The 18,960-nt window shown below is 50.8% G+C and carries 16 protein-coding genes and 2 tRNA genes; 10 read left to right on the forward strand and 8 right to left on the reverse strand.

Features of this window, described 5'->3' with window-relative positions; genetic code table 11:
* The first annotated feature begins 88 nt into the window (after positions 1-88).
* Together ald and trxB are read left to right on the forward strand one after the other, a co-directional pair.
* Positions 89-1,204 (forward strand): alanine dehydrogenase, encoded by a 1,116-nt coding sequence (gene ald, locus K5621_RS10310; RefSeq protein ID WP_100143699.1) that lies wholly within the window; start codon positions 89-91, stop codon positions 1,202-1,204.
* A 139-nt stretch (positions 1,205-1,343) separates the two neighbouring features.
* On the forward strand, positions 1,344-2,297 hold the full coding sequence (gene trxB, locus K5621_RS10315; protein WP_100143700.1) for a thioredoxin-disulfide reductase: 954 nt from the start codon (positions 1,344-1,346) through the stop codon (positions 2,295-2,297).
* Between the two features lie 141 nt (positions 2,298-2,438).
* Here trxB and rplT read toward each other — a convergent pair whose 3' ends face one another.
* From rplT to thrS, 4 genes are all read right to left on the reverse strand, one after another.
* A complete protein-coding gene (gene rplT, locus K5621_RS10320) occupies positions 2,439-2,798 on the reverse strand; it encodes a 50S ribosomal protein L20 (protein ID WP_025009729.1) in 360 nt (119 codons plus the stop codon).
* 17 nt (positions 2,799-2,815) lie between these two features.
* Positions 2,816-3,010, reverse strand: a complete 195-nt coding sequence (rpmI, locus tag K5621_RS10325; protein WP_025009728.1) for a 50S ribosomal protein L35 — start codon at positions 3,008-3,010, stop codon at positions 2,816-2,818.
* An 84-nt stretch (positions 3,011-3,094) separates the two neighbouring features.
* Entirely contained in the window at positions 3,095-3,637 is a 543-nt protein-coding gene (infC, locus tag K5621_RS10330) for a translation initiation factor IF-3 (protein ID WP_100143701.1), read from the reverse strand.
* A 3-nt stretch (positions 3,638-3,640) separates the two neighbouring features.
* Entirely contained in the window at positions 3,641-5,569 is a 1,929-nt protein-coding gene (gene thrS / locus K5621_RS10335) for a threonine--tRNA ligase (RefSeq protein WP_100143702.1), read from the reverse strand.
* Positions 5,570-5,840: 271 nt separating this feature from the next.
* Between thrS and K5621_RS10340 the strand changes: the two genes are divergently transcribed.
* The gene (locus tag K5621_RS10340) at positions 5,841-6,041 is read left to right on the forward strand and encodes a CPXCG motif-containing cysteine-rich protein (protein WP_025009725.1); all 201 of its coding nucleotides are present in this window, start codon (positions 5,841-5,843) and stop codon (positions 6,039-6,041) included.
* A gap of 65 nt (positions 6,042-6,106) precedes the next feature.
* Here the strand turns inward: K5621_RS10340 and K5621_RS10345 are convergent, their stop codons facing one another.
* Positions 6,107-6,721 carry a riboflavin synthase subunit alpha gene (locus K5621_RS10345; protein ID WP_221049186.1) on the reverse strand — a complete coding sequence of 205 codons (615 nt, stop codon included), beginning with the start codon at positions 6,719-6,721 and terminating at the stop codon, positions 6,107-6,109.
* Between the two features lie 33 nt (positions 6,722-6,754).
* Here K5621_RS10345 and K5621_RS10350 point away from each other — a divergent pair, with 33 nt between their 5' ends.
* From K5621_RS10350 to K5621_RS10365, 4 genes are all read left to right on the forward strand, one after another.
* Positions 6,755-8,131 carry an MATE family efflux transporter gene (locus K5621_RS10350; RefSeq protein ID WP_100143704.1) on the forward strand — a complete coding sequence of 459 codons (1,377 nt, stop codon included), beginning with the start codon at positions 6,755-6,757 and terminating at the stop codon, positions 8,129-8,131.
* Positions 8,132-8,269: 138 nt separating this feature from the next.
* Positions 8,270-8,346 (forward strand) — tRNA-Val (locus K5621_RS10355).
* Between the two features lie 37 nt (positions 8,347-8,383).
* Positions 8,384-8,460 (forward strand) — tRNA-Val (locus K5621_RS10360).
* A 223-nt stretch (positions 8,461-8,683) separates the two neighbouring features.
* Entirely contained in the window at positions 8,684-11,386 is a 2,703-nt protein-coding gene (locus tag K5621_RS10365; RefSeq protein WP_221049187.1) for a bifunctional acetate--CoA ligase family protein/GNAT family N-acetyltransferase, read from the forward strand.
* An 88-nt stretch (positions 11,387-11,474) separates the two neighbouring features.
* Here K5621_RS10365 and K5621_RS10370 read toward each other — a convergent pair whose 3' ends face one another.
* From K5621_RS10370 to dmeF, 3 genes are all read right to left on the reverse strand, one after another.
* Positions 11,475-13,100 (reverse strand): phosphoethanolamine transferase, encoded by a 1,626-nt coding sequence (locus K5621_RS10370; protein WP_221049188.1) that lies wholly within the window; start codon positions 13,098-13,100, stop codon positions 11,475-11,477.
* Positions 13,101-13,408: 308 nt separating this feature from the next.
* Complete coding sequence (locus tag K5621_RS10375) at positions 13,409-13,846, reverse strand: MarR family winged helix-turn-helix transcriptional regulator (protein ID WP_221049189.1); 438 nt, start codon at positions 13,844-13,846, stop codon at positions 13,409-13,411.
* A 13-nt stretch (positions 13,847-13,859) separates the two neighbouring features.
* Positions 13,860-14,960: a CDF family Co(II)/Ni(II) efflux transporter DmeF gene (gene dmeF / locus K5621_RS10380; RefSeq protein WP_221049190.1), complete on the reverse strand. Its 1,101-nt coding sequence runs from the start codon at positions 14,958-14,960 to the stop codon at positions 13,860-13,862.
* 256 nt (positions 14,961-15,216) lie between these two features.
* Between dmeF and K5621_RS10385 the strand changes: the two genes are divergently transcribed.
* From K5621_RS10385 to K5621_RS10395, 3 genes are all read left to right on the forward strand, one after another.
* Positions 15,217-17,280: a PhoX family protein gene (locus K5621_RS10385; protein WP_221049191.1), complete on the forward strand. Its 2,064-nt coding sequence runs from the start codon at positions 15,217-15,219 to the stop codon at positions 17,278-17,280.
* 290 nt (positions 17,281-17,570) lie between these two features.
* Positions 17,571-18,116 (forward strand): serine protease inhibitor ecotin, encoded by a 546-nt coding sequence (gene eco, locus K5621_RS10390; RefSeq protein WP_221049192.1) that lies wholly within the window; start codon positions 17,571-17,573, stop codon positions 18,114-18,116.
* A gap of 136 nt (positions 18,117-18,252) precedes the next feature.
* Positions 18,253-18,948 carry a tRNA/rRNA methyltransferase gene (locus tag K5621_RS10395; RefSeq protein ID WP_221049193.1) on the forward strand — a complete coding sequence of 232 codons (696 nt, stop codon included), beginning with the start codon at positions 18,253-18,255 and terminating at the stop codon, positions 18,946-18,948.
* Positions 18,949-18,960 lie beyond the last annotated feature (12 nt).

The following is an 18,960-nucleotide window of genomic DNA, read 5'->3' on the forward strand; positions in this document are numbered from 1 at the left end:
ACTTTCCTGAATTGATCACGTTCAGGTCACTATAAAATAACAATTATGCCCATTAAAAGTGGGTTTTTTAGTATATTGAGGCTCGAAAATGATAATTGGTGTTCCAAAGGAAATCAAAAACCATGAATATCGTGTGGGTATGGTGCCGTCCAGCGTACGCGAATTGACTATGCATGGTCATCAGGTTTTTATCGAAACGAATGCTGGTAATGGAATTGGCTTTACTGATCAGGACTATATTGATGCCGGTGCGTCTATTTTGGACACGGCCGCAGAGGTTTTCGCCAAGGCTGAGATGATAGTCAAAGTCAAAGAGCCGCAGGCCGTAGAGCGTGCCATGTTGCGCCATGATCAGATCCTCTTTACCTATCTGCACCTTGCCCCCGATCTGCCCCAGACCGAAGAATTGGTCAATAGCGGCGCTGTTTGTATTGCTTATGAAACAGTTACCGATGACCGTGGTGGCTTACCTTTATTGGCTCCCATGTCGGAAGTGGCCGGACGCATGTCTATCCAGGCCGGGGCGATGGCGCTGGAAAAATCCATGGGTGGTTTAGGCATGCTACTCGGTGGTGTTCCCGGAGTTGAACCGGCGAAAGTTGTGATTATCGGTGGTGGCATGGTAGGAACCAATGCGGCGCAAATGGCGGTGGGCATGGGCGCCGATGTGGTAGTGCTGGATCGCTCCATCGATGCACTGCGTCGTTTGAACGTACAATTTGGCTCCAAGGTTAAGGCCATCTATTCAACGGCCGATGCCATTGAAAAACATGTATTGCAAGCCGATCTGGTCATAGGAGGCGTGCTGATCCCCGGCGCCGCAGCGCCCAAGCTGGTTACCCGTGAACATGTCAAGAAGATGAAGCCAGGTGCCGCCATAGTGGATGTCGCCATAGATCAAGGTGGTTGTGTGGAAACCTCTCATGCCACAACTCACCAGGATCCTACCTATATCGTTGATGATGTGGTGCACTACTGTGTCGCCAATATGCCGGGCGCTGTGGCGCGTACCTCCACCTTCGCGCTGAATAACGCTACCCTGCCCTACATTCTCAAGCTGGCCCGCTTGGGTTACCGCGACGCGCTCTTGTCTGACAAGCATCTGCTGAACGGTCTTAACGTAATGCACGGTAAGATCACTTGTAAAGAGGTCGCCGAAGCTCACAATATGGCTTATACCGCGGCCAGCGAACTGTTACAGTAAATAGATCCGCTGTCGTTTTAAAGGAGCCCGAGGGCTCCTTTTTCGATTAAGCCAATCTAAAAGATTCTATCCCGGGCGCTTTACCCCTAGGGGTAAATTACCTACAATCGCTGCAATTTGCCAAGGCAGGGAGAATAAAATGAGCCAAGCCAAACATTGTAACTTATTGATATTAGGGTCAGGCCCAGCAGGCTATACCGCAGCCGTTTATGCTGCCCGTGCCAACCTCAAGCCTGTGATGATCACTGGCATCCAACAGGGTGGCCAGTTGACCACGACAACAGAGGTCGAGAACTGGCCCGGCGATGCCGAAGGCCTCACGGGTCCGGCGCTGATGGAACGGATGCAAAAGCATGCAGAGAAGTTTGATACCGAAATCATCTTCGATCATATTAATGAAGTTGACCTGCAACAGCGTCCTTTCACCTTGAAAGGTGACAACGGTGAGTACACCTGCGATGCGCTGATCATAGCCACAGGCGCATCCGCCAAGTATCTCGGTCTGCCATCTGAAGAAGCCTTCAAGGGACGTGGTGTATCTGCTTGTGCCACCTGTGACGGTTTTTTCTATCGCAATCAGAAAGTGGCCGTCATCGGCGGTGGTAACACAGCGGTTGAAGAAGCGCTCTACCTTTCCAACATCGCAGCTGAAGTGCACCTGATCCATCGCCGTGACAGCTTCCGCTCTGAGAAAATCCTCATCGATCGTCTGATGGATAAGGTCGAAAATGGCAATATCATTTTGCACCTAGATCAGACTCTCGATGAAGTGACTGGCGATGCCATGGGCGTGACCGGACTCAAGATGAAAAGCACCAAAGACGGTAGTATTTCCGATTTGGAAGTGGCCGGAGTGTTTGTTGCCATTGGTCACAGCCCCAACACAGGTATTTTTGAAGGCCAGTTGGAAATGAATAACGGTTACATCAAGGTTGAAAGTGGCCTCAATGGCAATGCCACCCAAACCAGCATCAAGGGCGTATTTGCCGCCGGCGATGTGATGGATCAGCACTATCGTCAGGCCATCACCTCAGCCGGTACCGGGTGTATGGCGGCTCTGGACGCCGAGCGCTTCCTGGATGCTCAGAAATAAGCTCCGCCAACAAACTGAAAAGCCAGTCATTGATGACTGGCTTTTTTTGTCTGAGACATTGAAACATAAACAAATCACAAAAATGAAAAAAGGGACCCAAGGTCCCTTTTTAACAGCAACTACAACTCATCTCCTGAGAGATTAGTTTGCCAGTGCTTCCTTCGCTTTTTCTACCAGAGTAGCAAACACTACTTTGTCGAATACAGCGATGTCTGCCAAAATCTTACGATCGATTTCGATAGACGCCTTTTTCAGACCGTTGATGAAACGGCTGTATGAAAGACCATTCTGACGAGAAGCCGCATTGATACGTGCAATCCACAGTTGACGGAATTGACGCTTCTTCTGGCGACGGTCACGGTAAGCATATTGACCTGCTTTGGTTACAGCTTGTACCGCTACACGGAAAGTACGTGAACGGGCACCGTAGTAACCTTTGGCAAGTTTCAGAACTTTCTTGTGACGAGCACGTGCAGTTACACCACGCTTAACTCTTGGCATTTTTCAATTCCTCCTAATTAAGCGTATGGCAGTTGGCGTGCAATCATAGGCACGTCAGCTTTGGCAACTAAACACTTGGCGCGCAGATGACGCTTACGCTTGGTGCTCTTCTTGGTCAGGATGTGACGCAGATGGGCTTGCTTACGCTTGAAACCATTGGCGGTTTTCTTAAAACGCTTCGCTACACCCTTGTCGGTTTTCATTTTAGGCATTACTAAAACTCCGCATTGGGATATTAATAAAACGCAAGGCGAGCAAAGGCCCGTAGACCTTTGCTACTTTTCAGGGTTGCCCTGCTATTTCTTCTTGGGCGCCAGCACCATGATGGCTTGTCGACCTTCCATTTTCGGGAAGGATTCAACAACCGCATACTCTTCCAGATCGGCCTTGATACGGTTCAAAAGATCCATACCCAGGTTCTGGTGTGCCATTTCGCGTCCGCGGAAACGCAGCGTGACTTTCGCTTTGTCTCCATCTTCTAGAAAACGAATCAGGTTGCGTAGTTTTACCTGATAGTCGTTTTCATCAGTACCAGGGCGGAATTTAACTTCCTTCACCTGGATCTGTTTCTGCTTCTTCTTCTGTTCTTTTTGGGCTTTAGCCTTGTCGAACAGATATTTACCGTAGTCCATGATACGGCATACAGGCGGCTCAGCATTAGGACTGATCTCTACCAGATCCAGACCTGCTTCATCGGCTACTTCCTGAGCCTCTTTGATGCTGACGATACCAATGGCTTCACCATCTGCGCCATTCAAACGTACCTCAGGTACGCCGGTAATTTCTTCATTGATTCTATTCGGGGCCGCCTGACGGCCTGCTGATTTTTTGATCTTTATGACCTAATCCTCCAACAATTCAAGACTACGGAGCGAAATTTGTTGCTTGACCTTAGCGGCGAAATCATCGATTCGCATCTTACCTAAGTCTACTCCGTCTCGGGTACGCACAGCGACTTCCCGATTTTCCATCTCCTGATCACCTATGACCAGCAAATAAGGAACCCGCCTCAAAGTGTGCTCGCGTATTTTAAAGCCTATTTTTTCATTCCTCAAGTCTTTAGAGGCACGTATGCCCTGTTCCTTGAAGAATTCGACTACTTCTTCAACATAATCAGCTTGTTTATCTGTTATGTTCATAACAACAACCTGCATAGGAGCCAGCCAGGTTGGGAAGCGACCGGCGAACTCTTCAATGAGAATACCGAGGAATCGCTCCAAAGAGCCCAAAATCGCACGGTGGATCATCACTGGAGTCTGACGGCTGTTGTCTTCGGCAACATAAGTCGCGCCCAAGCGTCCAGGCAAGGCATAGTCGAGCTGCACTGTACCACACTGCCAAGCGCGGTCCAGACAGTCATGCAGAGTGAACTCGATTTTAGGACCGTAGAAGGCACCTTCACCTGGGAGTATTTCAAATTCGATATCGTTGCTGCGCAGCGCTTGTTTCAAAGCTTCTTCTGCCCTATCCCACATGGCATCGTCACCGATACGCTTCTCTGGACGGGTAGAAAGCTTAACTACGATATTGCTAAAGCCGAAAGTGGAATAGGTGTCGTACACCATCTTGATACACTTGCTGACTTCGGCTTGCACCTGCTCTTCAGTACAGAATACGTGCGCATCATCCTGGGTAAAACCACGAACTCGCATCAAGCCGTGCAAGGCACCCGAAGGCTCATTACGGTGACAACAGCCAAACTCGGCCATCCGCAGCGGCAGATCGCGATAAGACTTGAGGCCCTGGTTGAAGATTTGCACATGGCCAGGACAGTTCATCGGCTTGACGGCGTATTCGCGGTTCTCGCTGCTGGTTGTAAACATCGCCTCGGCGTATTTATCCCAGTGACCTGAACGTTCCCACAGCACGCGGTCCATCATCAGCGGGCCTTTCACCTCCTGATAGTCGTACTGACTCAGCTTCTGGCGAATAAAACGCTCAAGCTCGAGGAATACACTCCAGCCATCATTGTGCCAGAACACCATACCTGGCGCTTCTTCCTGCATGTGGTATAGATCCAGCTGCTTGCCAATTTTACGGTGATCACGCTTGGCGGCTTCTTCCAGACGAGTCAGATGAGTCTTGAGCGCTTTCTTATCGGCCCAGGCAGTACCATAGATACGCTGCAACATCTTGTTGTCTGAATTACCGCGCCAGTAGGCACCGGCAACATTCATCAGCTTAAAGAAATGGCAAAAACGCATGTTGGGCACATGGGGACCACGACACATATCTGTGTATTCTTCGTGGTGATACAGTGCCGGCGTGGCATCTCGGCTGATGTTCTCATCCAGGATCGCCATCTTGTAGGGCTCGCCGCGAGACTCGAAAGTGTCACGGGCTTCCTGCCAGCTGACCACACGCTTGACCACGTCATAGTTAGTCTTGGCCAGTTCCAGCATGCGCTTTTCAAGCTTTTCCAGATCTTCCTGGGTCAGTTTATGTTCCAGGTCGATGTCATAGTAGAAGCCGTTATCGATAACAGGACCAATCGCCATCTTGGTTTCAGGCCACAGCTGTTTGATCGCATGACCCAACAAGTGTGCGCAAGAGTGACGAAGGATTTCCAGCCCTTCTTCATCTTTGGCCGTGATGATCGACAGTTCTGCATCTGTTTCGATCAGATCACAGGCATCTTTTAACTCGCCGTTGACTCGTCCGGCAATACAGGCTTTCGCCAGACCAGGACCAATATCAGCAGCAACATCGAGTGTAGAGACTGGGTTGGCAAACTCGCGCTTGCTCCCATCGGGAAGTGTAATTACAGGCATGAAAATTCCTTGTCCAGTGGTGACCCACACGTAGGGCCACTTGGTTATCAATGAAAAAGAGGGTTTTAGCCCTTGAGTTAAGGCAGTACAGGAGCCTTAAGGTCTCCGCCGGGCAGGCTGGCAATTTTACGGGATAAGCCCTTGCCAGCGCAACCCAAAAACACTCAAGGGATAAGCTTTTGCTCACAGCCTGGGGCTATACTTGAACTGTGTTGTGATATGAAGTTCTATCGTCCAAAGGGCATAGCGCTACCGGACAAAGGAGGAAGCCATGCAACTCAAGAGTCAAACTATTTGCTGCCCCCATTGTGGCCACCATCAAAAAGTGGAGCTCGACGCCAGCGGCGGCGATCAGGAGTTTTATAATGATTGCAGGGTATGTTGCAACCCTATTCATATGCGGATGCACATCAATGACCAGAGGCACATGATAGAGCTGTACGTCGATGGCGATGACGAACAGCTCTACTGAAAAAAACCGTTTCAAGCTGCTTATATAGGACGAGTGCGGCCGCGAATGAAGTGTATCAGCGACAATTAAGCCTGGTGTCGTTGAGCTAATACGCGCTCGACCGTATCTACTATCGTTTGGGTCTGAGTATCGATTTCAATATTCAACCAATCCCCTTCCCGATAATCCTCTAGATTGGTCAGCCTGAGAGTCTCAGGAATAAGATGCAGCATAAAGCGATTGCCTTTGACTTCACCAATAGTAAGACTGCAACCATTGATACCGATGAAGCCCTTGTAGAAAATGTACTTCAACCACTCTTCGGCCACTTCCAGTTGCATATTGTAATGGTTGTCACTGACATCTAGCCGTACCAACTGCGCCTGGGTATGCACATGGCCGGAGAGAATGTGTCCCCCAAGCTCGGCACCAAACTTGAGTGACCTCTCTATGTTAACCTTGTCGCCTACCTTAAGTCCGACTAGGTTAGTCACCGCCAGAGTCTCTTCCATTACATCAAAAAACGCCCTATCATCAGCAAGCTGGGTTACCGTCAGGCAAACGCCGTTGTTGGCGACACTCGCTCCAATTTCCAACCCTTCGCGCAATGTGGGGGGCAGAGCGACTTCGAGGGTATTTAGCCCGGGCTTTTTCTCGATCGCCAGGATTTCACACTTGGCTTGAACAATACCTGTAAACATTTTCTCACTCGCTTAGTTGTTAGGGCTGCTTTCATGAATCACACCGGCTTTCAGGCCAAACGCTTAATTCAATTGGCTCTGCCTGTGCTTATTGCACAGCTTACCCAGACCATGATGGGGTTTATCGACACCCTGATGGCCGGCAGAGTCAGTGCTGTCGACATGGCAGCCGTTGCTGTCGGAACCAGTCTCTGGCTACCGGCCATACTGTTCGTTCAAGGCCTGTTGCTGGCATTTACGCCTATGTTTGCTCACCATCATGGCGCAAACAACCAAAAGGCAATTCAACCACTTGCCTTTCAAGCTGCCTATATTGCCATAATCGGGGCCCTGGGTGTGATGCTGTTTCTGGCATCTGCGCCACATATTTTGGATTGGATGGAACTGGAACCTGAGCTCAAGCGATTGAGCATAGGTTATCTTGACGGTATTCTCTGGGGTGCACCGGCCTTTGTACTCTATCAAGTACTCAGGGGCTGCAGTGAAGGAATATCCTATACCCTGCCGACCATGATTATCGGCTTTGTCGGTCTGGCGGTGAATATCCCGGCCAACTATATCTTTATCAATGGTCACTTCGGCATGCCCGCCATGGGCGGCGCCGGCTGTGGTGTGGCTACTGCCCTGGTATTCTGGGCTATGCTGCTGGCCATGGTCATCTATATGCAGTGGCATAAACGCTTTGCCGAACTGGCGCCTTTCAAGGCATTTCATAAGCCTCATTTACGCACCATTGTTGAGATGACAAAACTGGGTATGCCTATTGCCATGGCGCTATTCTTTGAAGTCAGCCTCTTTGCGGTGATAGCCCTCTTACTGGCGCCTCTCGGTGCCACTGTCGTGGCCGGTCACCAAATCGCGCTGAACTTCTCCTCGATAGTGTTTATGTTGCCACTCTCCATCGGCATAGCCGTTTCTATTCGGGTCGGTTATTACCTGGGGCGCGGCCAGAGTGATGTATCGGCCTTGGTGACTAAAGTGGGATTATCCATCGCCTTCTCTCTGGCCATGCTCACGGCCATATTAACCGTGCTATTCAGGTATGAGATTGCCCTGCTCTATAACGACAACCCCGAAGTGGTTACTCTGGCCGGCAGTCTGATGCTGATGGCTGCTCTATATCAGTTGTCCGATTCAGTGCAGGTGGTGGCAGCCGGAGCATTGCGTGGCTACAAGGATACCCGCAGCGCCTTTTTCATCACCCTGTTTGCCTATTGGGCCGTGGGGATGACCCTGGGTTATGTATTGGCGTATACCGACTTATTGGCACCCGCCATGGGGGCTCATGGATTCTGGATTGGGCTTATCGCCGGTTTGACTGTTGCTGCGATACTCTTTGCTATCCGCCTGAGATATATCCAGAAAAGCGGTAAACAGTTTGAAGTTATCTCAGATGAGGCTACACATTGAACCAAATGCGATCAAAGCTGCAGCAAGTTGTGCAGCAATTCGCCACTCAATGAAAATTTGTGTTTTTTTACTTGCAACTAGCGGCTGCTCGCCCTTAATATAGCGCTCGTTCGAGGGCGACAGCCTGAAAAACACAGTACACCCGTAGCTCAGTTGGTTAGAGCACTACCTTGACATGGTAGGGGTCGGTGGTTCGAGTCCACTCGGGTGTACCAATATTTTCAGATTTTCAAAAAATGAAAATCATGCGATACACCCGTAGCTCAGTTGGTTAGAGCACTACCTTGACATGGTAGGGGTCGGTGGTTCGAGTCCACTCGGGTGTACCAAGCAACCTGCTTCAAGCAGGTTTTTTTATGCCTAAAATTTCCCTCTTATTCTATTCGAGCTGCCATTTTCTGCTGTAACCATCTCTGTATACCCCAGTATGAGTAAGCCCCTCTACTGAATAATATTTTTGTAATTCAAGCCCGACTTTTTGTATATTGCTTACTTTCTCCGGCCGTGGAATCATGGGACATAAACCAAAGTCCTTTGCCGACAGGGAAATCCATGAGCCAACGTACTCTGCACACGCTGTTCAAACCCGGATCCATCGCCGTCATTGGCGCGTCCAATCAGGATAAACGCGCAGGCAATGTGGTAATGAAGAACTTGCTCTCCGGGGGCTTTGCCGGGCCAATTATGCCGGTCACCCCCAAGTATAACGCGGTTATGGGCGTGCTGGCTTATCCCAATATTGAGTCTTTGCCGATCAAACCAGACTTGGCCATCATCTGTACCCGTGCCGCCAGTGTATCGGCCATTGTTGAAACCCTGGCACAATTTGGCTGCAAAGTGGCGATTATCATGGCCTCCGGCATGGCCGATGAACTCAATGAACAAGGCGAAAACCTGCTTGAACTGACTCAAGCCAACGCCAGACGTTACGGCATGCGGATCCTCGGTCCCAACAGTTTGGGGATGATGTTGCCACCCCAAGGACTCAATGCCAGCCTGGCCCATGCCGGTGCCCTGCCCGGCAAAATCGCCTTTGTATCCCAATCGGCGGCCATCTGCACCACAGTACTCGACTGGGCCAACAACAAAGGGATCGGCTTCTCCTCATTTATTTCCCTCGGTGATGCCACTGACATAGACTTCGATGAATTGCTGGATTTTCTCGGCCGCGATTCCCGCACCAGCGCCATCATGCTTTATATAGATTCGGTCAATGAGAAGCGCCACTTCCTGTCGGCAGCCAGAGCCGCAGCCCGCCATAAACCTATTTTGGTGATCAAATCCGGCCGCAGCGCCGAGGGTGGCAATGCCGCCAAACTGCACACAGGTGGCATTGCCGGTAATGACGCCGTCTACGAGGCCGCCTTTCGCCGCGCCGGTATGCTCCGAGTCACCGACTTGGTTGAATTGTTTGCAGCACTCGAGAGTCTGGCTCACCTCAACCCACTGAATGGCGAGCGCCTGTGTATTCTTTCCAACGGTGGCGGCCCGGCCGTGCTGGCGGTGGATGAACTGGTACTCAAGGGTGGCAAGTTAGCACAATTGTCCGAAGCCACCCTGGAGAAACTCTCGCAGCTGTTGCCCTCTACCTGGTCCGGGCAAAACCCGGTGGACATCATAGGTGATGCCGATGCCGAGCGTTACAGCCAGGCGCTGTCTGTGTTGATGGATAGCGATGAGCTGGACGCCATCTTGGTATTGCACTCCCCCTCGGCCCTCGGTGAAAGCGTTGCCATCGCCGATGCCTTGATTGAAACCATCAAGCAACACCCGAAACGTAATCGGGTAAGCATACTTACCAACTGGAGCGGCGAAGATGCCGCTTACCGGGCTCGAAAACACTTTTCCAAGGCGAGTATCCCCACTTATCGTACTCCCGAGGGCGCCGTGCGCGCTTTTATGCATATGGTGGAATATCGCCGTAACCAAAAACTGCTGCAGGAGGTACCGCAATCTATACCTGACACTATCCCAACAGACAGTGCCACCGCCAGAAGCCTGTTGCAGCAAGCCATTGCCAAAGGGAAACGAGTGCTGGAAACCCATGATGCCAGCAATATTCTTAACGCCTATGGCTTGGATACCATAGATACCTGGTTCGCTAAAGACGCTGCCGAGGCCGTGGCCATTGCCGATAAGGCGGGTTATCCGGTCGCCTTGAAAGTGCAGTCGCCGGATATTTTGCATAAATCTGACGTTCACGGAGTGATGCTGAATCTCACATCGGCTTCTGAGGTCAATCAAGCCGCAGCGGCCATTGTCGAGCGGGTCCACACAGCTAACCCCGCCGCTTCGGTCGAGGGCATGATAGTGCAAAAAATGGCGCTTACCGCCGGCGCACAGGAGCTCAGAGTTGCGGTGATAAGCGATCCCGTATTTGGCCCAGCCATCATGCTGGGGGAAGGCGGATCAGAATGGGAACCGACCCGAGACGCCGCCGTCGCCTTGCCACCGCTGAATATGGCGCTGGCACGTTATATGGTGATCCAGGCGCTTAAGACCCAAAAGATCCGCGACCGTCACTTACCCCAAGGCTTGGATATGCGTGCCCTGTGTCTGATGTTGACCCAGATTTCGCAACTCATTATCGATTGTCCCGAAATTGAGAGCCTGGATCTCAATCCAGTATTGGCGGCGGGCGAGAAAATTACTCTCTTGGATGTCAATCTGCGTCTGAACCCGGAAGTCACGGATAACGCCGGACGACTGGCGATTCAACCCTACCCCAAAGAGCTAGAAGAGAAAGCCAAACTGCGTAACGGCCTTGAGGTGATGTTGCGGCCGATACTACCGGAAGATGAACCCAAGCATCTGGACTTTGACAACTCGCTGACTGATGAAGACAGATACAAGCGCTATTTCGGGGTGCGCTCGCGTATGACCCACGAAGAGATGGCGGTACTGACCCAGATAGATTACGCCCGTGAGATGGCGTTTATCGCCACCATAAGAGATGAAAATGGTGAAGAGGAAACCTTGGGCGCGGTGCGAGCCTCAATCGATCCGGACAACACAGAAGCGGAATTTGCCATGGCGGTTCGCAGTTCTCATCAGGGGATCGGCATAGGCAAATTGTTGTTGGAAAAGCTGATTAACTATTACCGCACTACGGGCACTCAGGTGTTAACCGGCTTCACCATGTTTGAAAACCGCAATATGGCGAGCCTTGCCAAGAGTCTTGGTTTTACAGTTACTTTTGATATGGAAGAACATCTGATCAAGATGCACATGGAACTTTCGGGCAAGGACACATAAGCACCTCCCTATTGAAGGTGAACAATCGCACCTCAAAACCAAGAACCCGGCTAACGCCGGGTTCTTTTGATAATTTGAGCAGACTCGCTCAACGTCGACATAGGGCAATCAAGTCCAACTCAGGCCGGTAAACCTTGCTGCTGACATCGAAGAGCCCCAACAGCGTATCGAACAGGTTGTCGTGGGAAACACGCTTGGCGGCGGCTTCCTTTACCAGGCAGTCATCATTCAGCCCAAGTTGCTGTTTGAACGGCTGAGAAAACCAGGCCATCCAAGGGATCTGAGTCTGCTCTCTGGGGGCTATGGCATAGGGAGAACCATGCAGGTACATACCCTTTTCGCCCAGAGACTCACCGTGATCGGACAGATACATCATCGCCGTATCATAATCACTACTGCTGCCCTTAAGCTGTTCGACCACCTGAGAGACGATATAGTCGGTATACAGAATCGTGTTGTCGTAAGTGTTGGTGAGCTGCTCGCGGCTGCAGTTCTGAATGTCACTACGCTGGCAATCCGGGGTAAAGCGACGAAATTGCTCGGGGTAGCGCAGATAATAGGTCGGTCCGTGACTGCCGATGATATGCAACACTATCAAGCGATCCTGACCATTGTTCGGCTGCAACAAGGCTTGTTTGAGTTCATCAAGCAGTACCTGATCCTGACAAAACTGACCATCGCATAGCTTGGGGTCGGCATTCAGTGCTATCAGCTTGTTTTCTACCCTGTCACACACACCTTTACAGCCGCTGTCGTTATCAAACCACTGCACTTTCACACCGGCATAGTTGAGTACATCCACAACAGTATCCTGAGCCTTGGCAATTCGGGAGTCATAATCTTCCCGGTTCATACGGGAAAACATACAGGGTAAAGACACTGCCGTGGCCGTGCCACAGGAGCTGACATCGCCGAAGATCAGCGGTGAAATCGCCTTGGTGTAGACATTGGTTGGCCTATCGTAGCCATAGTATTGGTAATTTTGTGCCCGGGCGGTTTCACCGACCACCAGCACCATCAGTCTGGGTTTAGTTTCACCGGTTGCTTTTACCTGCTTGGCATCTGTCCCCAACTTTTGATATTCGAGCGGCTGTTGCAGGTAATGTTGATTGATGTATTTAGCCGCCGAGCCAACAAAATAGGTGGGCACAATGTAACGTTTAATCTCATCATTATTGCGACCAAAAGCCAGATAATTCTGCATATAGAAAAAGGCGATCACCACTATGATGATGACATTCGCTATGATGTACAGCGCCTTATATGCCAGCTCCTTGCCTATGGGTTTATAGTCTATTTGGATGCGATATAAGAGCAACGCTGGCAGCACGCCGGTCAGACACAGGTTAAGCGCCGATGCCCAGTTAACATAAGTCAGCGCTTCGGCGCTGTTGGTCTGAAAGGTGTTTTCGATCATGCCGGTATCGAATACCACACCATACTTGAATGCGGCAAAAAATACCCCCGATGAACACAGCAACAACACCATAAAGAAAGGCTTGAGAATATATTTAAAACTGAACAGAGAAAACAAGATCCCCAAGGCCGAGATCAAGAAGATAGGGATGGTCGCCACAAACAGAGGGTCGACATGTGCTTGATTCTCAAGCCCCTGCTTGACTATGGTAAAAAAAGGCACATTGAATACGGCCACAAAAAACAGTGCCAGAACAAAGGTCAGGCGATTAACAGAGATGGGATTCAGCACACTCATTCCTAAATGACGGTTAAAACCACGCTGGTTACAAAATGTTAACCAAATAATCAAAATATTAATATAGCCACTCTATCTTAAGGTTCCCTTACCAATCAGAGGAGGTTCCTGGGCGAAATTTTTTTATACCTGGCGACATACCGAATAATCTCGGCGTTGCGCTAAACAGGCATAGCTAAAGAGAGAGCAAGATACTTAGTGGGTGCATTAGGAGAGGTTCTACAAAAAACTGACACAAATGTAAATTAGTCAAATGCAATCTTTATAATAATGTGATCTTCATAAAAAAGCTTACTCCTGCCAACTTGTCAAAACGCATCCTTAAGACGGTTAAAGAAAGCCAAGAGTTGGGCCTGTTCGGCTTCGGTAAATTTCGCCGTCATCTCACGGGTTAATTGCAGATGTAAGGCATCATGTTCTTGAAACATCTTCACCCCCTCTTCGGTTAAAGAAACCTGAATGGCGCGCCGGTCATTTTCCAGCGACTGACGCTCAGCCAGGCCCGCCTTGACTAGACGCTCGACCTGAACAGTCAAGGTACCTGTGGTAATGCCGAGTTTTTCCGCCAGTTCCTTCATCTTCATCGGCCCATGAGCGCCCAGGATCTCCACGGTATGGATCTGTGCCAGCGAAGCGCCTTGCCCCCTGACAACACTCTGTTCCCAGGAGGACAAGCGCTCATAAAACTCTATGATGGCGTGGTTGATTGACTGTTGCAGCGAATCCTGCCGCTGTTGCTGTTTCATCTATTTTGGCACCTCAATGATGATGGTGGTGATGTCCTGTCTCTTGATGGCTCGCTTGTTCACGCTTGTTGGCCCTCGGTGTTGTCGCCTTATCGCAGTCGGCACATTGATTGACTTCAATAGTCAGATGGTCTACGTGAGTGAAATCCGCCAGCAACTCATGATAATAGTCTGTGCTGTGAGGCGCGTGGCTCACCAAAGAAATCATGGCGGCATGATGATCAGCGCTGACCGGCCACACATGGATATCGGTGACCTTGTGATCTTTTTCGGCTTCAATCCGTTCCACCAGCTTGCGACTGAACTCGGCTTCAACACCGGCATCAAGCAAAATGGGACTGGTCTGACAGATAAGTCCCCAAGCCCAACGACTGATGATAACAGCTCCGACAATTCCCATCACGGGATCGAGCCAATTCAATCCAAAATATTTGCCGGCCAACAACGCACCAATTGCCAACACTGAGGTCAAGGCATCGGCCAGTACATGGAAATAGGCTGCGCGCAGATTATGATCTTTATGTCCGTGGGAATCTCCATGGTCGTGGACATGCTGGTGTCCGTGGTCGATGTCATGACTGTGGTCATGTTCGTGTTTATGGTTATGTTCGTGCTTATGACTATGTCCATGGGTATGGCCATGATCGTGACCGTGGTGATCCTTGAGTAGCAAAACACTCAGAACATTGACAGTTAAACCAATAATGGCCACCAGAATCGCCTGATCAAAATGAATATCTTCCGGGTACAGAAGTCTGGAGCCAGACTCGACCAGCATCAACAGCGCCACCAATCCCAGAGCTATAGCGCTGGTAAAACCACCGAGCACACTGACCTTGCCAGTACCGAAGGCAAAGCTGGGGTTGTTGGCATGTTTCCTGGCGTAAGAGTATGCAAACAGTGTCAGCATGAATGCAGCAGCATGCGTTCCCATATGCCAGCCATCGGCCAGCAACGCCATGGAGCCATATATAGTACCGGCAACAATCTCGGCCACCATGGTCACCACAGTCAACAAGAGTACCCACTTGGTACTCTTCTCTCCCTGCTCATTATGATGAGTAAAGTCATGCTTATGTTGCCAGCGCGTGGTGGCGTGAAATTGTGAACTCATGGTTAGCCTACTATTATATTTTGATAATCAAACTATTTGACAGGCAAAATATCTCTCTTTCCAGAGGCAATTTCAAGCATAAAACTGAAAAAAGTGACCAATCACATAAATTGTTGTTAACGAATATTTTATCCAAACCCGTGGAACGTCTTATTTGTGTCACCTTTCAGTTATCTGGCTGTCATATGGCGTCATTAGTCTTTGCGTCGCATTTGCAAATCCTATAACGAGATAGAAGATCACGGAGTGAAATCTTATGAGCAAGGCGACTTTCGATCCGACGTGTTATAACCAGAGTCAGAACGAACCTTTTGCCCAGGTACTGGATAAGCACCTTTCCCGGCGCAATTTTGTAAAAAGTGGCTTGGGCGTCAGTGCCCTGACTGCATTTGGCGGCTTCGGCCTCGCCGGTTGCGGTTCCGACAACAATAACACCTCTAGCACAGTGGAACCTGTGCCGCCGACTCAGGTTCCTCCCAGCCAATCCAACGTCACACTAGGATTTGAGTCAGTAGCCGGTTCTCGCCTTGATGCAGTGGTTATCCCTGAAGGTTACCGCGCTCAGGTCCTAGCTCCCTGGGGGACGCCGCTGAACAGTAAAGCTGCCGAATGGCAGGCTGATGGCAGCAATACCGCCCAGGATCAGGCCAACTCTGTGGGTCAAAACCACGACGGCATGCATTTCTTTCCGCTCAATGAAGCCGGAACCGATGGCCTCTTGTGTATCAACCATGAATACATTGAGCCAGATGCCCTGCACCCCAACGGCCCGACTATAGATGCCGATACCGGCCTGAGAACCCTGGTCGATGAAGTCCGCAAAGAGATCAATGCTCACGGCATGACTGTGGTGCGTATCAAACTTAACGGCGGCAACTGGGAAGTGGTCAAGGATGACAAGCACAATCGCCGTTTCACCGGTGCTTCCACCATGGATCTCAGCGGCCCGGTAGCCTATACCGACAAAGTCGTAACCGCCTTCTCGCCTGATGGCAGCCAGACCCGCGGCACCCTGAACAACTGTGGTAACGGTTATACCCCTTGGGGAACCTACCTCACCTGTGAAGAGAACTGGCCCGGCTACTTCGTCAATAAGGGCGAGATGACTCAAGCGCAACGCCGTATCGGTGTCAGCAGCAGTTCTACCCGCTATGGCTGGGCCGATCTGGCCGGTGATGCTGAAGAGCGCCTGGATGAATTTGCCCGTTTCGATGTCACCCCCAAGGCCAGCGATGCCATGTACGACTATCGCAATGAAGACAACGGCTATGGGTATATCGTCGAAGTCGACCCTTACAACCCCAACTCCCGCGCAGTCAAACGCACTGCTTTGGGGCGTTTCCGTCATGAAGGCTGCGCTTTTGGCAAGCTGACCGAAGGTAAACCACTGGTATTCTACTCAGGCCATGACTCGCGCTTTGAATATATATACAAATTTGTTTCGGCGGCGCTCTGGGACCCCAAGGATGCCGACAGCAGTAACCGTCTGGCAACCGGTGCCAAATACATGGATGAAGGAACCCTGTATGTGGCCAAGTTCAACGAAGATGGCGTAGGTGAATGGTTGCCGTTGACCCTGGATGCAATGACGCAAGATGGCAAGACCCTGGCCGATACATTTGCCAGCCAGGCCGATATCATCATCAACACTGCCGGTGCCGCCGATTTGGTTGGCGCGACGCCAATGGACAGACCCGAGTGGTGTGTAGTGGACCCTTTCACCGGCAGTGTCTATCTGACCCTGACCAACAACTCCAAGCGGACTGAAGCCAACGCCGCCAACCCTAGGCTTAAAAACAACTTTGGCCATATCATCCGCTGGGATGAAGGTAGCAGTGATACCGAGTTTAGCTGGGATATCTTCCTGTTCGGTTCTCCGGCGGACGGTGACGACGCCACCAACCTCTCCAGCCTGACTGAACTTAACCAGTTGGCCAGCCCGGACGGCCTGGCGTTCGATGCCCGCGGTATTCTGTGGATCCAGACAGATAATGGTGCCAAAGAGGTGACTGAGCACACCAACGACCAGATGCTGGCAATAGTGCCATCCAAGATGGTCGATGGCGACGGCAAGCCTCTGACAGTTACCGCCGACAATCAAACCGAGCTGAAGCGCTTCTTCGTCGGTCCCAATGGCTGTGAAGTTACAGGCTTTGCTATCTCGCCGGACTACACTTCGGTATTTGCCAATATCCAGCACCCGGGGAATTGGCCGGTATCGGCCAATGCCGCCGAGGAAACACCCATCGGCACCAGCATACGCCCGAGGGCAGCGACCGTGGTGCTGCGTAAAGTCGATGGTGGTGAAGTCGGCATTTAAATAAACAGCTGCGTTTAAACGAACAGCCTGTTCAAACGAACCGCCCTAAACTGACAACGCCCGCCAGGCTGAACCTGGTGGGCGTTTTGCCTCTCGATAACTTGAATTAAGAGCAAACACATAGCTGGTACTATTTTGATTTGTATGGCAAAAAAAGTTATTTATGATTTTTTGAAAATAAATAACCCTTTCTCAGCAGCTGGCCGTTTAACTCTACAGAAGCGCAATCATACACAGCGCCAATCCAATAGTTGATTTCAGCCCATAGCGGGCCCATAAGGAGAAAACCTATGCTTAAGTCCGGCAAACTGAAACTGGCACTTATCGCTTCCGCTTTGTTATCTGCCCAGGTTTTGGCAGTCAGCCAGCCGCATCCACAGGGATACAACCAGAACATGATTACTGCAAACCAATTTGATGCCAACAGCTATCAGCCGCAGGATAACAGCAAGATGTTCCCCGCCCCCAAAGAAGGCATGGTGCAACACATATTGACCCTACCCCAATTGGAAAACGAAGATGACTACATGGTTGAAATTCAGGTGGGCCAAACCCAGATGGTTGACTGCAACAAGCATGGCCTGATGGGCGAGCTAAAGCAGATGGATCTCAAAGGTTGGGGTTACACCTATTGGGAGCTAGATGAAATTGGTCCGGGGCGCTCAACCATGATGGCCTGCTTCGATAAGGCCAAGCATGAGGAGTTTGTTCGCATTCCGGGGGAATACAAGCTGAGATATAACAGCAAGTTGCCTATGGTTATCTATCTGCCTGAAAATGCCGAGCTGCGCTACCGGGTGTGGCGGGCAGACACTGTATTCAACTATTCTAAGTAACACAGCGACTTACCCCCTCTGACTGAACCAATAAAGCTGCAACAGACCTTTTCCCGGCCGGTTGCAGCTTTTTTGCTTTATTCTCGATTGCAGAACCTTATAATCGCTGCAGTTTTCCTTTAGAGCCTTTTTTCGGATGAAACTCAGCTTTGTACTCGTCTCCCCTGCTCGCGCCGCCAATGTTGGCGCCGCTGCCCGTGCCATCAAAACCCAAGGGTTCAGTGAACTCATTGTGGTGAGTTCACAAGCTCATCTGGAAAAGGAAGCGGCCTGGGTCGCCTGCGGCGCCGAGGACATACTGGCCAACATCCGTGAAGTGGCCAGCCTGGAGGAGCTCAGAGAAGAGTTTGAGCTTATGGTGGCCACCACGGCAAGAGAGCGCGGCAGCCCAAGACACTATTTAAGCCCGGCAGAACTCGGCGAGCAACTGAGTATCCAGCAGGAACAGGTGCAACACGTAGCCATCGTCTTTGGCTGTGAGGCCAGTGGCCTGAGTAACGCCGACTTGGCGATTTGTGACTTACTCAGCTACGTACCACTGGCCACCGAATACCCTTCCCTCAATCTGGCGCAAGCCGTGATGGTCTACTCCTACGCTCTGGGTCAGGCTTTGACCTGTGCCGATGGCCGCCTGGGGTTAAAAGATGCTCAATCGCCGTTGCCGCAACTCAGTGCCCTCAAACAAAAGGCCGCCACTTTGCTGGAGAGGGTCGATGCCGCCGATGATGCCAAGTTAAGCCTGTGGCTGAATGAGAGCCTCTCTCGCTTAAGTGACAGAGACGCCAAAATGGCCCACCAACTGCTGGGCGATATCCTCAAGAAACTCGACTGAGGTTACTGTGTT

Source organism: Shewanella carassii (assembly GCF_019670705.1).
Taxonomy (GTDB): Bacteria; Pseudomonadota; Gammaproteobacteria; order Enterobacterales; family Shewanellaceae; genus Shewanella; species Shewanella carassii.